11 protein-coding genes are annotated in these 14,580 nt (G+C 65.1%); 1 reads left to right on the forward strand and 10 read right to left on the reverse strand.

Features of this window, described 5'->3' with window-relative positions; translation table 11 throughout:
• Nucleotides 1-3 precede the first annotated feature (3 nt).
• Complete coding sequence (locus NLM33_RS10630; RefSeq protein ID WP_254105725.1) at nt 4-981, reverse strand: phosphate acetyltransferase; 978 nt, start codon at nt 979-981, stop codon at nt 4-6.
• Nucleotides 982-1,010: 29 nt separating this feature from the next.
• Nucleotides 1,011-3,191: a DUF3141 domain-containing protein gene (locus NLM33_RS10635; RefSeq protein WP_254096001.1), complete on the reverse strand. Its 2,181-nt coding sequence runs from the start codon at nt 3,189-3,191 to the stop codon at nt 1,011-1,013.
• A 215-nt stretch (nt 3,192-3,406) separates the two neighbouring features.
• Between NLM33_RS10635 and NLM33_RS10640 the strand changes: the two genes are divergently transcribed.
• Nucleotides 3,407-3,928: a GNAT family N-acetyltransferase gene (locus NLM33_RS10640; protein ID WP_254096002.1), complete on the forward strand. Its 522-nt coding sequence runs from the start codon at nt 3,407-3,409 to the stop codon at nt 3,926-3,928.
• Between the two features lie 3 nt (nt 3,929-3,931).
• Here NLM33_RS10640 and NLM33_RS10645 read toward each other — a convergent pair whose 3' ends face one another.
• The 8 genes from NLM33_RS10645 to NLM33_RS10680 form a co-directional block, all read right to left on the reverse strand.
• Nucleotides 3,932-5,020 carry an AI-2E family transporter gene (locus NLM33_RS10645; RefSeq protein WP_254096003.1) on the reverse strand — a complete coding sequence of 363 codons (1,089 nt, stop codon included), beginning with the start codon at nt 5,018-5,020 and terminating at the stop codon, nt 3,932-3,934.
• A 116-nt stretch (nt 5,021-5,136) separates the two neighbouring features.
• Entirely contained in the window at nt 5,137-7,464 is a 2,328-nt protein-coding gene (locus NLM33_RS10650; RefSeq protein ID WP_371929926.1) for a TonB-dependent receptor, read from the reverse strand.
• Complete coding sequence (locus tag NLM33_RS10655) at nt 7,445-8,488, reverse strand: HoxN/HupN/NixA family nickel/cobalt transporter (protein WP_254096004.1); 1,044 nt, start codon at nt 8,486-8,488, stop codon at nt 7,445-7,447. Before NLM33_RS10655 ends, NLM33_RS10650 begins: the two co-directional genes overlap by 20 nt.
• Before the next feature lie 68 nt (nt 8,489-8,556).
• Nucleotides 8,557-10,065 (reverse strand): glycerol-3-phosphate dehydrogenase, encoded by a 1,509-nt coding sequence (locus NLM33_RS10660; protein WP_254096005.1) that lies wholly within the window; start codon nt 10,063-10,065, stop codon nt 8,557-8,559.
• A complete protein-coding gene (locus NLM33_RS10665) occupies nt 10,062-10,820 on the reverse strand; it encodes a class II aldolase/adducin family protein (RefSeq protein ID WP_254096006.1) in 759 nt (252 codons plus the stop codon). The genes NLM33_RS10660 and NLM33_RS10665 overlap by 4 nt, the downstream gene beginning before the upstream one ends.
• 19 nt (nt 10,821-10,839) lie before the next feature.
• Nucleotides 10,840-11,880: a 2-hydroxyacid dehydrogenase gene (locus NLM33_RS10670; RefSeq protein WP_254096007.1), complete on the reverse strand. Its 1,041-nt coding sequence runs from the start codon at nt 11,878-11,880 to the stop codon at nt 10,840-10,842.
• Nucleotides 11,873-13,453, reverse strand: coding sequence for an FGGY-family carbohydrate kinase (locus NLM33_RS10675; protein ID WP_254096008.1), 1,581 nt, complete (start codon nt 13,451-13,453; stop codon nt 11,873-11,875). The genes NLM33_RS10670 and NLM33_RS10675 overlap by 8 nt, the downstream gene beginning before the upstream one ends.
• A 2-nt stretch (nt 13,454-13,455) precedes the next feature.
• On the reverse strand, nt 13,456-14,565 hold the full coding sequence (locus tag NLM33_RS10680) for an ABC transporter ATP-binding protein (protein WP_254105729.1): 1,110 nt from the start codon (nt 14,563-14,565) through the stop codon (nt 13,456-13,458).
• Between the last annotated feature and the right edge of the window lie 15 nt (nt 14,566-14,580).

Below are 14,580 nucleotides of genomic sequence, written 5' to 3' on the forward strand. Positions count from 1 at the left end.
CATTCACGCAGCAACTGTCGGCGCCTTCTGGCGCCTTGCATAGGCATAGAGTGCGGCCACGGCGCAGGACGCCATCCGGGCCCGCGGACTGTCGGCCCGCGACGTCAGAACGACCGGCACGCGCGCGCCGAGCACGATGCCGGCGCCATCCGCTTTGGCGAAGTAGGCGAGATTCTTCGCCAGCATGTTGCCGGCCTCGAGATCTGGCACGACCAGAATCTGTGCCCGGCCCGCCACCTCGGACTTGATGCCCTTGATCCTCGCGGCCTCGACATCGATGGCGTTGTCGAAGGCCAGCGGACCGTCGAGCAGGCCGCCGGTGATCTGGCCACGATCGGCCATCTTGCAGAGCGCGGCGGCCTCGATCGTGGACGGAATTTTCGACGTCACCGTCTCGACCGCCGACAGGATCGCCACCCTCGGCATCTTGCCGAAGCCGGCAATATTGTAGAGGTCGATCGCGTTCTGGATGATGTCGCGCTTGGCGTCGAGATCGGGGAAGATGTTGATGGCCGCATCGGTGACGAAAATGGTCTCGGCATAGGCCGGCACGTCCATGATGAAGACGTGGCTGATGCGCCGGTCAGTGCGCAGGCCGCCGGTTTTGGCCGTGACGGCGCGCATCAGCTCGTCGGTATGCAGGCTACCCTTCATCAGCAACTCGCCGCGGGCCTCGTGGATCAACTCGACGCCCTTGGCGGCTGCCGCGTCGCTGTGCGGCGCGTCGACGATCTCATACCCGGCGATGTCGAGACCAAACCTGCTCGCAGTCTCCTTGATCTTCCGCTCCGGACCGACGAGCACGGGCCGGATGATACCGGCACTCGCGCTGTCGACAGCGCCGCGCAGCGATGTCTCGTCACAGGGGTGGACCACAATGGTCGGCGTGGGCGGCACGGCCTTGGCGGCTGCGATCAGGCGGTCGTATTTGCTGCCCGCATGCGTTTTCGTCGTGTCGGCCGACATGGTGCTGCTCCCAATTCTGCCAATCTGCGCTACGACGCTTTTGGCTATGACGCTTTTGCCTTCGGATCGAAAGGGGCGACGTTCGACTCGCCTTCCTCACCGACACCGAAGAGCTCGGCAACCTGCTTCAGGCGCTTTGCCCGCTCGCCGGTGATGTCCTCGCTCGCGGACAGCACCTCGCGCATCGCTGCGAAAGCCCCGCGCCGCTGATTGACGTCGTCAGGCAACATCTTCGGGATCGCAGCCAAGGCACGGTCCCGGTCGAGCAGCAACATGAAGAATTGCTCGCGAACCAGCATCTTGAACTCAGCCAGCGTCAACCGGGCTCCCGCATGGTCGCGCCGAACCTGGCGCAGCGCCTCGATGCTCCGCTCATCCACCATGCCGCGCGCCGATCCGACGTAGAGCAGCGCACGAATGGCCGCCTCGCGAAGGCCGCCTTCGCCGATCTTCGACTTCAGCTCGGCGATCCGCTTCTCCAGCATCGCTCGGTGTTCGGCCGTCATCTCCCGCCGGCCGGATGGCGCGGCGTTCGGATCCACTCCGACCGCAGCCTGCAAGGCGGGCGAGCCATAGACGTTGAGGAAGATGGCCTCGCTCAGCGCCTCCTGCGAATCCCGCCAGCTATCCAGCGCGTGAACGATCTGCTTGGACATCTGTTCCTGGAATGCCAGGAACGGATTGTCGTTCGAGACCGGCTTGCGCTTGTCCTCGACCGCGTCAGCGGCTGATTTCACCGCCGACATCCATGGATTCTGACTGCTGAAGGCTTCATATTGCAGTCGCAGCGGGTGCATGTTGCGCGCCAGCTCCGCCATTTGCGGGGTCACCATGCCCTTGATCCAGGGCTGAACGTACCTTTGATAGGCCGCGAGATTGAGTTCCGAGACGCGCTTGGCGGCGGCAAACCGGCGCTCGTCCTCCGGCGAGTTGCCACCCATGGCGCGGATATCGTCGAGCGTCCGCGCCTCGCAGCGCATGATCCATTGGCCGGTCGCGAGATCGGCATTGACGGTATCGGAACCCCTCGCCTCGAAGGTTGCTTCATAGAGCCCGGGTGGCAGCACGTCGATGAGGTCGATATTGCTCGAGAATTCGGCGTGCTCCTTCTTGGCGACGCCGCCTGACACGAAGATGCCGAGATGGCCGATACTTTCGTGCACGGTATAGACGACCGTCTGCCCATAGGCCCTGATCTCATCGACGTCGGCATAGCATTCGAAGATCCAGTCCAATGCCTGCTGCGGCGGGGTGATGTTGTCGCCCTTGGAGCAGAACACCACGATCGGCGAGCGGATGTTGCGCAGATCCACCTTCTGGCCGTCAGACATCTCGATCTTGCCGGCCGCGAGATTGTTGCCGACGAACAGCTCGTCGACGATGAACTGGATCTCCTCGGCATTGAGGTTGACGTGCCCACCCCACCAGCGCTCGAATTCGAGGTAGCGATCGGCCTCGGTGTCGACCTTGGAGTAGACGTTATATTGCTTGCTCCAGAGCGTGTTCGAGGGATTCTGGTTCTCGAAGTTCTGCACCAGCCAGGCGCCATCGAACTTGCCGCCGCCGAGATCGCTCGCCAGCGCCGTGAGCCAGCTTCCGCCGAGCAGCCCGCCCGAATAGCGCATGGGATATTTGCCATGCACGCCTGCCCAATAAGCGAGCGGCGCGCCCGCGATGATAAGCGGTCCGAAAAGTTCCGGCCGCAGCGAAGCCAGGATCATGACGGCCCATCCGGCCTGGCAGTTGCCGATCACGCAGGGCTTGCCGTCTGCCCCGGGATGACGGCTGATGACCGTCTCGATGAATAGTGCTTCTGCGCGGGCGATGCGCTCGATGGTTTGTCCCGGCATCGGTTCCGGAAGGAAGCCGATGAAATAGCAGGGATGTCCCGCCTTCATCGCCACACCGATCTCGCTGTCGGCCTTGAAACCGCCGATGCCCGGCCCGTGGCCCGCACGGGGATCGACCACGACAAATGGCCGCCGCCTCATATCGATTTCGACGCCCCTGGGCGGAACGATGCGAACGAGCGCATAGTTGACCGGCTCGTCCAGCTTGCGGCCGTCCATGATCAATTCGGCGGCATATTGCAGAACGTGTGGCGCGGTCTGCGCGACATGTTCCCGGTATTGGTCACCGCGCTGACGCATGATGTCCAGGAACAGGACGCTGCGCTGGCCCGCATCCACCAGATATTCGACGGCCGACGCAACCAGACCAGACATGGGACCGCCGGGGAGTTGTGGTTTGTCCAGTTGTGATTTGTCCAGTTGCTGTGCTTTGTCCATGGACATGTTCCGACCTCGCTGTCGCGCTGCGTCATTCAAGGTGCGTGGCCGCTGGCAAGCGTTGATCTAGGTCAACGTCGGGGGGCCTTCAAAGCGATGACGAGATATGGCGCTCGGCAGCGATCCCGGCCGAGGCGGTATTGGGACCCCCAATGGCAGAGCCCGCGAACTATTCAGCCCAGGAGTTTCTGAAGGACGGGAGCCCGGTCGAGATCAGGGCGCTCAGTCCTAACGATGAGGCGGAGATGCTTGCCGCGATCGAGCGGACGAGCCCGCAATCTCTGCAGCGTCGCTTCTTTGCCATGAAGCGCCACTTCTCGGACAAGGAGCGGGCCTTCTTCATGCATGTCGATTTCAAAAATCACGTCGCGCTCGCTGCCCTTGTCCGCGGAAGCAACGGCGAGATGATTGTCGGGGGTGGCCGTTACATCGTGTTCGAGCCCGGGGTCGCAGAGATGGCCTTCGTCGTGATCGATGCCTTCCAGGGACGCGGACTCGGCTCGCTCCTGATGCGGCACCTGATCCAGATTGCGCGCGACGGCGGATTGCGGGAGTTGACCGCGGAAGTCCTTCCCGAGAACACAGGCATGCTGAAAGTGTTCGAAAGGTACGGCTTCAAGCCGGCCGCGCGCCGTGACCCGCAGACGGTCCATCTCGCCCTTGAGCTCGGCTAAGCCTCAGCCGCTCGTCGCTTTTTCCACCGGCGCGCCGCTGTCGATGCGGATCCACGCTGCGGCGAGCTCCCAGGCCACCGACAGAATGATCGGCCCGATGAAAAGGCCGATGATCCCGTGCGCGAGCGTTCCTCCGATCACACCGATCAGGATCACGAGCGTTGGCGTGGTGAGGCCCCGCCCCATCACAAGCGGCTTCAGGATGTTGTCGAGGAAGCCGACAAGGACGAGGAACACCGTCAGGAGCAGCGCCGTCGTCACGTCCTTGTCCATCCAGATCCAGATGATCACGGGCAGCAGGACGATCAGGGGGCCGATCTGCACGATCGACAGCAGCAGGACGACGAAAGCCAGCAGGCCCGCGCTTGGAATATCGGCCAGCTTGAAACCGATGCCGGCCAGCAAGGCCTGAATGATCGCGACGCCGATCACGCCCTGCGCCACTGCCCGGATCGTCGCACCCGCCAATTCCAGAAAATGCTCGCTCTGCTCCGGCACGATCCGGGTCAGGAAACCACGGGTCACCGCCACGAGCTGCGGTCCGAAAGGAAGGAGAATGCCGGAGACGAGGACGGAGACCAGGAACTGCAGCGTGCCGAGACCGGCATCACCTGCAAGCGACAGCAGCGGTCCCGCGAGCGGCTTCAGATAGGGCGCAATCTCGCGCAATACCGCCCGTACGTTGGTGTAGGCCTGATTCCAGAGTTCGTAGAGCTGTGGGCCGATCAATGGCCAGCTCTTGACGCGTTCCGGCGCCGGCTGAAGCACGACATCACCGGTGCCGAGCTGGCTTGCCAGATCCTTCACGCCCTCCACCGCGCTTACGCCAAGCCAGGCTGCCGGACCGACAACGATACCGAGCGCGATGAGCGTCAGGATCGCCGCTGCCGTCCTCGGACGCCCGCCGAGCATTTTGGCGAGCCAGCTGAAGGCCGGATAGAACGCGACCGCTAGCACCGCGCTCCAGGTCAGGATCGACACGAAGGGACGGATGATGACGAACGTCCAGATGATCAGCAAAGCGAGCAAGCCAAGCCGGATCAGGAGCTGGATGATGTCTTCGGCGGACAAGAGCTGACGAAGCGTCTTCACGGCGGACTCTCATCTCAGGGCAGCTTTTGCAAAAATATCGATCGGCCTCGCGCGGCCCTGTTGACCCAGATCAATGATCGCCCCTCCGGCGAACGCGGATTCCGCCAGGACTGCCCCTAGAACGCGCCGGCCATCGTTACCCGAAAGGTCAGCGGCTCGACCGGGTGGATGATGTAGTCTATCACGCCATTCTGGCACACGGCCGCCGGCGCCGTCTGCTGCACGTAGCAGAGATTGTAGAGGGAGTCCGTCTTCAGCAGCGAGCCGTAGGCATAGGTGATCTGGTTGGCTTTGGTGTTGAAGAGATTGAGCACGTCGAGCTGGATGCGCCAGCCATTGTCGGTCCGATAGCCGAGCCGCGCATTGACGATGCTGGTCGGCTGCGAGCGGAACGCGTTGTCCTCGGTCAGCGGACTGGAGGCGAGATAGCGCCAGCGCACAGCGCCGAACCAGCCGGTCTTCTCGCCGAGCGTGATACCCGCGGACGCCACCATGGCCGGCGCGTTCGGAATGTAGTTGCCGGGCGCGTTGCCGATCTGCGCCTCGGGGAACCCTGCGAGCGAGGCATAGACCGCCGCCGGCTCGCCGTCATAGCCGCGAAAGCGCGCATGCGTCATCGCCAGATCGGCGTCGATGTCGATCCAGGATCTTGGGCGATAATGGTTGGTCCATTCGAATCCGTAACGCCGGCTCGCGCGGCTCGCCGAAGTATCGCCGGCATCGCCCGAGAACAGGATCTCGGAATCTTGGTCGAGGATGAAGACGCTGAGCGAAGTGTCGAGATCGGGAACGATCCTGCTGCGCACGCCGACCTCCGCGCCTTTGGTGCGCACCAGCAGCGGCGACGGCGACAATTTTGTGCCGGGATCGCTGGGGTCTTCCGTCGTCGTCGCGCCGCGCGCGTCATTCGAATGCATGCCGTAGCCGACGCCGAGGGAGAACTCGGTCTTGTCAAAGGGACCAAGAACCATCCGGAACTTGGGACTGCCGAGCGCCGCATTGGCGCGGCCGCTATTGTTAGCGTCGTACAGCGAGGTGACGTCGGCCGCATAGTAATCGCCGCGCCAGCCGGCCGTGGTCCGAAGCCAGTCTGTCCAGCGCACGGTGCTCTCGGCATAGACGCCGACGCTGCCCTCGCCGACCTTGTCGCTGCGGATGTTCGACAGGAAGTCGCGCTGAAACGTTCGCGTCAGCGCGAGGTCGATCGCATCGTAGCGCGATTGCAGACCGATGCTGGTCTCGACGGGCAGGCCCGCAAGCGAACCGTTCAACGTGCGCGCGATGTTGGCGCCGGCCATCAGCCGGTCGTCGTGCTGGTGGAACTGGTCGCCAAAAGTCTGGTCGCTGAGGACATAGGTGAAGTTGTTGTAGAGATCGAGCTCGCTCTTGACGACATAGGCATTCGCCTTCCACACCCCCTTGTCGTCGCTTTGCGCAAGGCGCGCCGACAGCGCGAAGCGATTGGTGTTGCCGCCATCGCTCGGATCCTCCGATCCGAACCGGTCGAGCAGGCCCGAGGTGATCGCGCGCTGCGGCACCTGGTCGGTCGAATTCCATTTGTTGGCATAGGCCATGCCGGTGATCGAGACGCCATCGGTCGCCGTTCCCTGGCTGTAGCGCATGAGCCCGTTGAGCTTGCGCATTTTGTCGGGATTGTCCCACGGGCCATCATAGGTGCCGGCCTCGCCTGCGATCAGCAGCGAGCCATCGCCCAGCTTCACCGAATTCATGCCAAGGAAGCGGCGATAGCCGAAGCTGCCGGCGGTCATCTGCGCCAGGCCCTTCACGGTGCGATCGATCAGGTCGATGTGCACGCTGCCGACCGAAGAGAAATCACCTTCATCGGCGAAGTACGGCCCCTTGCGCACATCCATCGCAGCGACCGTTTCCGGGATCAGCCAGTTGAGATCGGCGTAGCCCTGCCCGTGGGCATGGGTGCGCATGTTGACGGGCACGTCGTCGACGTAGATCGCCAGATCAGTGCCGTGATCGAGATTATAGCCACGCAGAAAATACTGGTTGGCTTTACCCTCGCCGGAATGCTGGGTCACGATCAGGCCGGGCACCGCCTCCAGCACTTCGCCGGGACGCGTCACGGGGCGTGCGTTGAGATCTTCGCCCGAGACCGTGATCTCACTCGCCATGCTCGGCGGCGCGTATGCACCGGAGGCCACGTTGCGCACGTCCGATCCCGCCGCAGCTGTCGGCTGCGCCACGATATTTCGATTGGCGGCGGTCGGCTTGCTGGCGCGATGCGGCGATGGCCGCTTCTTTGGCCGCACGGCTTCTCCGCTCGTCACCTGGATCGGCGGCAGCTCGCGTGCCGCGGTGCTGTTTTGCGCCTCGGCGCGGCCGCCGTCGCAAGCCAGAACGCAGGCAGAGAGCAGCAATCGCGTGCCGTATCGCCGACCGCGCGCGATGAGATTAGGCCACCTCGACGGCATCGACGGGCCCGGCGCGGGCGAACGCGACGCGATAGGTGACGATGGAGACGACCCAGGCGAGCACGAACAGCGCGATCACCGCGAAGCCGAAATTGGCGAGTGAACCGTTGAGGCTTTCGATCAACGTCCACAGCGCGCCGTCGAGGCCAAAACGCTGGCCGATCAGGCCGAGCGCCTCGACGCCCCCGATGAACAGCGCGACCACCACGGAGGCACCGGTGATGGTGAGGTTGTACCAGAGCTTGCGCAGGGGATCGACGAAGGCCCAGCGATAGGCGCTCACCATCAGCGTCGAATCGGCCGTGTCGACCAGTGCCATGCCGGTGGCGAACAGTGCGGGAAACACCAGCACCTCGGACAGCGAGGCGCCGCGCGCGGCTTCCGTCGCGGAGATGCTGAGCAAACCGACCTCGGTCGCGGTGTCGAAGCCGAGCCCGAACAGGAAGCCGAGCGGATACATGTGCCATGATTTCGAGACCATGCGAAACATCGGCGCGAGCAGCCGCGCCAGGAGGCCACGGCCGGCCAGCAGCGCCTCAATGCCTTCTGCATCATGGGTGCCATGGGCGCGCACCGCGCGCAGCGTCCGCCACAGGCCGACGAAGATCGCAAGATTAAGCACGGCGATCAGCAGCAGGAAGAGCGCGGACACCGAGGTGCCGATCACGCCGCCGACGGTCTTGAGCAGGCTGTCGCCGCCGAGCCTCACGACGCCAAGGCAGAGCAGCAGCGTGGCAACGACGACCACCGTGGAATGGCCGAGCGCAAAATAGAGGCCGGCGCTTTTCGGCGCATCGCCCGCGTGCATCAGCTTGCGCACGACGTTGTCGATCGCCGCGATGTGATCGGCATCCACGGCGTGGCGCAGGCCGAACACCCAGGCGAGCAGCGCGGTCGCCATGATCGCGGGCCGGTCGGCGAACAGCGCGAAGGCCCAAGCCCATGCGGCGATATTGGCGAGGATAAGTCCCGCGAACAGCAGCAGGGTGCCGGATTTGCCCCCCTGCCCAGACCCCTTCGTCACGCGACCCGCTCCGTCCTGCCGTACCCCGGTATGATCTTTCTATCGAACTATCATACCCGGGGGCAAGCCTAGATATTGCTCTCAAACGCGTCCCGCTGGGCTGGCGTCAGATGCAGGCCATGCTTGGTGCGACGATCCAGGAAGTCGGCCGGACTTTTGGCCCATTCTTTTTCGCGCAAATACGCGGCTTCGCGTTCATAGAAGTCGCCGCCGAAATGACGCCCGAGATCGGCGGAGATGCGGGCCGAGCCCAACAGCTCACGCGCGCGCGTCCCGTAAAGGCGCGCATAGTGATGGATCAGCTTGCGCGGAAGGTCGGGATAATCGCGCGCGAGGTTGACGACGAAACTATCGAAGGGACCGCCGATGTCGCCGCCCGGCAGCGGCGCTCCCGCTGTCCATGCCGGCGACATTTTTGGAAACCAGGCCTCCAGACGCCCGAGCGCATGCTCGGCGAGCCGGCGATAGGTCGTGATCTTGCCCCCGAAGATCGACAGCAGCGGCGGCGTGTCGGGCGTGCCGTGAACCTCGAAAACATAGTCGCGCGTCACCGCGGACGGATTGTCCGCGTTGTCGTCGTAGAGCGGCCGTACGCCGGAGAAGGCATGGACCACTTCGCTTGCGCGCGGCGGAGCCCGGAAGTAGCGGCTCAGGACCTTGAGCAGATAGTCGATCTCGCCGTCGTCGATCGCGACGTCCTCGGCGCGGCCGTCGTAGGGAATGTCCGTGGTGCCGATCAGCGCGAGATCGTCCTCATAGGGATTGACGAAGATGACGCGGCGATCCTCGTTCTGAAGCAGGTAGGCCTGCGGCCCGCTCCAGAATTTCGGCACCACCACATGGCTCCCCTTGACCAGCCGGACATTGTGCGACGAGTTCAGGCCGGCGACGCCCTGCACGACGTCCTGCACCCAGGGACCTGCCGCATTGACGAGCGCACGCGCGCGAACGAACTCCGGGCCGCCGTCCTCGCCCTGCATCTCCAGACGCCAGGCGTCCCCTTCCCGGCGCGCGCTCACCGCGCGGGTGCGCGGCAGGATTTTGGCGCCGCTCTGCGCAGCATCGATCAAATTGAGGATCACAAGCCGGGCATCGTCGACCCAGCAATCCGAATATTCGAAGCCGCGGCGGAATTCGGCGCGCAGCGGCGCGCCCTCCGGCTCATGCGCAAGGTCGAGACCGCGGCTCGGCGGCAACCGCTTGCGCCCGCCCAGATGGTCGTAGAGGAACAGACCGGTGCGGACCAGCCAGGCCGGCCGCTGCTCCGGCGAGTGCGGCAGCACGAAGCGCATCGGCCAGATGATGTGCGGGGCCGACGCAAGCAGCACCTCGCGCTCGATCAGGGCCTCGCGGACCAGGCGGAACTCGTAATATTCGAGATAGCGCAGCCCGCCATGGACGAGCTTGCCGGAGCGCGACGAGGTCCCTTCGGCGAAATCGTCCTTCTCGCACAGCAGGACCTTCAGCCCGCGCCCCGCCGCGTCACGGGCGATACCGGCGCCATTGATGCCACCGCCGATGATGGCGATGTCGACAAGCCCGTGATCCCTGCCCGCCTCAGGCGTAGCGCCCGTCATCGCTTTCCGCTGTGCTTCTTCTCGATCCGTTGCCGTGCCGCCGCCTTCGCAGCGCGCGCCTTTGCCGGCTTTTGACTCGACTTGGCCATGGACTTGGGCTTGGGCGCCTGCAGGCCGTAAGTCGAGAATCCCTTCGCCGTGTCTGCGATCTCCGCCTCGCTGAGAATGTGCGGCGCGCCGAGTGCGAGCGAGAGATAATACTGGCGCGCGATGGTCTCGAGCTCGACGGCAAGCCACATCGCCTTGTCGAGATTCGCCCCCACCGCAATCATGCCGTGATTGGCGAGCAGGCAGCCGTTGCGGCCTTCGAGCGCTTGCAGGGCGAGTTCGGACAGCTCAGCCGTGCCGTAGCGCGCATAGCCGGCGCAGCGGATATCGTGGCCGCCGAACGCCGCCATCATGTAGTGGCAGGCGGGGATCGGCTTACGGGCGATAGCGAGCACGGTCGCGTAGGTCGAGTGGGTGTGGACGACACCGCCGACATCCGGCCGCCCGCGCATGATGTCGCGATGAAAGCGCCATTCGGTGGACGGCTGCAGCGGTCCTTCCCAGGAGCCGTGTTCGCCATCGAGCGGCATCGAAGCGATCATCTCCGGCTTCATCGCGTCGTAGGGCGTCGCCGACGGCGTGATCAGCATCCGGTCCTTGTAGCGGGCGGAGATATTCCCCGACGTCCCCTGGTTCAGACCCGAGGCGTTCATCCACCGGCATTTGGCGATGATCGCTTCGCGTAACTGTCGCTCCTCACGGGTCATGTCGAAACACCTTTCGTCTTCAGCACGGGTTGAGCGGCGGCTCGCCGGCGAGATAGCGGCGAACCTCTTCCGCGGCCTGATCGGCAGCAATGGTGACGGTGCGCAAGGAAGCGCCGGCGATGTGCGGCGTCAGCGTGACGTTCGGCAGTTGCAGCAGCGGCCAGTCCGGCGGCACCGGTTCGACCGCAAACGTATCGAGCATGGCGCCACCGAGGCGCCCCGAGGACAACACCTCGAACAGCGCCTTGTAGTCAACCAGCGGGCCGCGCGCCGTGTTGATCAGCAACGCGCCGGGCTTAACCCGCGCGAGCGCTGCGCTATCGATGAAGCCCGTCGTCTCGCTGGTGACCCGCGCATGCAGGCTGATGACGTCAGCGCGCGCCAGCAGGTCCGCGAGGCCGACGTGCTCGACGCCGTCATTGCGGTCCTGCGCGCTGAGCTGGACGTAGGGGTCGGCGACCAGGATCTTGCAGCCAAAGGCCTTGAGCAGCTTCACCACGCGGGTGCCGATCGCCCCATAACCGACGATGCCCACCGTCATCTCGCCAAGCTCCCGCCCGGTGCGGTCGGCGCGATAGAGGTCGCCGCGCCACTCGCCGCCGCGCAAGGATTCGTGTCCGCTGCGGATCAGGCGCGTTTCGGCGAGGATGGCGCCGATGGTGAACTCGGCCACCGCGCTCGCGTTGCGACCGGGCGTGTTGACCACGATCACCCCGTGATCGCGCGTGGCCTGCATGTCGATATTGACGGGACCGCCACGCGAGACCGCAATGAACTTCAGGTTCGGCAAGCGCTCCAGCATCGACCGCGAGATCGGCGCGAGATGCGTCACGAGCAGCGCGGCGTCGCCGATGAAGTTGGCGACCTCGTCCGGATCGCCCATGAACTCCTTCAGCCCATCGAGCTTCGAGCCGGCATAGCCGTGCTCCATCGGCTCGTCCGGCCAGGGCTGCTCCAGAAGGCGGATATCGACGCGGTCGCCGCAGGCAGCCGTGATCTTCTCGGCGAACACCGACGGCAGCATGAAGCGGTCACCGACGATGGCGATGGAGCTAGACATGACCGGCTCCCACACGCAGGGCCGCGAGCTGCTTCCAAACCGGCCGCGACGCGAGCCTCGCCTCCAGATAGGCCGGGAACATCTTTGCGTAGCGCGCGGCCAACGCCGGATCCGGCGTCTGTGGTTCGTTCAAATATGGTCTCACCCAGTCCTCCGCGCAGGCCGTCATATCCGGATAAAGTCCGGTTGCGACGGCAGCGATCATCGCGGCCCCTCCTGCTCCGGCTTCGCCGCGGCTGCAGACGCGCACATTGCAGTCGAGCACAGCCCCAAGGATGGTCCCGAGCGCGCGGCTGCGCGCTGCGCCGCCGGTGATCCGCACCTCGCCCGGCAACGCGCCCATCGCGGCATAGCAATCGCGCGCGGCGAAGGCGAGCCCTTCCATCACGGCGCGCATCAGGTCCCAATAGCCGTGACGCGACCGCAGGCCGATCAGTTGCGCGCAAGCCTCATGGGCGACGAAGGGCCCGCGCTCGCCGGCATCGGAGATGAAGGGATGAAACAGGAGCTCGCCGGCTTTTGCTCCCAGCACCTTCGCGTCGAGATGTCGGATCAGATCTGCACGCGAGCGCACCACGCCCTCGGCGGCCAAGAGATCGCGCGCGAGATCGAGCAGCCAGTCGATGTTGAGCGTCGCTGCCATGTTGGACTGCATCTGGGTGTAGTGACCGGCGACCGGGAACGGCATGGTGTAGCCGGTCGCCTCCGCATTCAGCGTCACCGCGTCGGCGCTGGTCGCGAGCCGCATATGCATGCCGGTAGACCCGATGATGGTGCAGCCGACGTCGGGTGAGGGATCGTAGAGGCCCGCGCCGAGCGCGTTGCAGACCACGTCGACATAGCCGAGCGAAACCGGCACGCCCTCAGGCAGTCCGGTCTCGATGGCGGCGGCCGCACTCAGCGGATGCGTCGTCGCGACCCCGTCGACGACCTCGGGAAACAGGGCTGCGCAATCGGCGATGCCGATCAGTCGCGCGGTCTCCGCGTCAAAGCGGCGCTTGCGGAAATCGCCACATGTAAAGGTCGATTCCGACGGATCGGTCGCGCGCTGGCCGGTGAGCAGGAAGTAGAGCCAATCCTTGCAGTGAAAGGCGGTCCTGGCCCGGGACAGCGTTTCGGGCGCATGCGCCTGTAGCCAGGCGAGCTGCGGCCCCTGCTGGCAGGCATTGAGTCCGGAACCGGTGCGCCGATAAAGTGCGGCGTTGCGCTCGCTGGAGCGGATCTCCTCGACGAGGCTGGCGGCCCGGGAATCCAGCCACAGCAGCGCCGGCGCGACTGGGCGGCCGTCACCGTCGATGAGCCAGGTGCCATCGCCCTGCCCCGTGACCGCGACGGCAGCAAGGCGTGTGGAAATATCCGGCACGGCCGCAATCAGCCCACGCAACGCGGCAACAGTGTCGGTCCAGGTCCGCGACATGTCCTGCTCGACGCGGCCGCCGGGCGAAGTCGTGTATGTATTAGGCAGGGAGAAATCGCCGAGCTGCCGCCCGTCGCGCGCGAACGCCACGGTCTTGATCAGAGACGTGCCGGCATCGATGCCGATGATGACGTCGCGGCCCGGCGAGGTCTGCATGGTCAGCCCCCCTCCGCATGGCGAATGCAGGTGCCGTCCGCGCCGAAGATGTGGAGGTGACGCGGCTCCAGCCCGAGTGGAATGACGTCGCCCGGCCGCGCCGCGATCCGGTTCGGTGTCACCGCGATCAGGAGATGGCCGGCGCATTCGCCGGCGACATGCGACTGGTCGCCGAGCCATTGATTGGATACGACGCGCACGCGGACCTCTCCCGTCCCGACTGCGACCTTCTGCGGGCGGATGCCGACCCGGACCCGCCTGGTCTGCGCAAGCGCCTGCCGCGCTGCTTGATCGAGCGTTTCACCCGAGATGTTGAACGCGATATCGGAGCCGACCGACAGGCGGAAGCCGCCATCGGCGGGTGCGACCTCCGTCTCCAGCAGATTCATCGGCGGCTCGCCGATGAAGCTGGCGACGAAGAGATTGGCCGGACGGTTCTTCAGTTCCTTTTCGCTCGCAAATTGCTGAAGGACGCCGTCCTCCATCACCGCGATGCGATCGGCGAGCGCGCTCGCCTCGGTCTGGTCATGGGTGACGAAGATCGCCGTCATGCCCCGTTCGGCCAGCAAGCCCTTGATCCGCCCGCGCAGCACCGCCCGCAGTTGCGGCTCGAGCTGGCCCATGGGCTCGTCGAGCAGATAGAGGTCGGCGTCCCGCACCAAGGCACGCGCCAGCGACACACGCTGCTGCTGCCCGCCCGAGATGGCGCGCGGAAAGCTGTCGAGAATATCTTCGATCTCGACCAGCCGCGCGATCGCTTCGACCCGGCGCGAAATCTCGCTGCGCGAGAGCTGCTGCGCCTTGAGCGCAAAGGCAATGTTCTCGCGCACCGTCAGCGGCGGATAGAGCGAATAGCCCTCGAATGCCATTGCCACTTTGCGCTTCGCCGGCGGCAGCTCGTCGATCCGCCGTTGCGACAGCGCGATCGCGCCCGAGGTCACGCTCTCGAAGCCTGCGATCATCCGCAAGGTCGAGGTCTTGCCACAGCCGGACGATCCCAGCAGCGCAACGATCTCGCCCTTCTTCACTTCCATGTCGAGCGCGCGCACGGCATGAACCGGCGGCTTGCCGCGGCTGCTGTAGACCTTGTCGACGTTCTTGATTTCGAGCATGGCCATCGGTCCGCT

This window comes from Bradyrhizobium sp. CCGUVB1N3, assembly GCF_024199925.1.
Lineage (GTDB): Bacteria > Pseudomonadota > Alphaproteobacteria > Rhizobiales > Xanthobacteraceae > Bradyrhizobium.

Coding starts and splice junctions, on each gene's coding strand:
- NLM33_RS10670 (WP_254096007.1), bottom strand. CDS start 11,880: ATGTCTAGCTCCATCGCCATCGTCGGTGACCGCTTCATGCTGCCGTCG.
- NLM33_RS10650 (WP_371929926.1), bottom strand. CDS start 7,464: ATGCCGTCGAGGTGGCCTAATCTCATCGCGCGCGGTCGGCGATACGGC.
- NLM33_RS10660 (WP_254096005.1), bottom strand. CDS start 10,065: ATGACGGGCGCTACGCCTGAGGCGGGCAGGGATCACGGGCTTGTCGAC.
- NLM33_RS10635 (WP_254096001.1), bottom strand. CDS start 3,191: ATGTCTGGTCTGGTTGCGTCGGCCGTCGAATATCTGGTGGATGCGGGC.
- NLM33_RS10680 (WP_254105729.1), bottom strand. CDS start 14,565: ATGCTCGAAATCAAGAACGTCGACAAGGTCTACAGCAGCCGCGGCAAG.
- NLM33_RS10675 (WP_254096008.1), bottom strand. CDS start 13,453: ATGCAGACCTCGCCGGGCCGCGACGTCATCATCGGCATCGATGCCGGC.
- NLM33_RS10640 (WP_254096002.1), top strand. CDS start 3,407: ATGGCAGAGCCCGCGAACTATTCAGCCCAGGAGTTTCTGAAGGACGGG.
- NLM33_RS10665 (WP_254096006.1), bottom strand. CDS start 10,820: ATGACCCGTGAGGAGCGACAGTTACGCGAAGCGATCATCGCCAAATGC.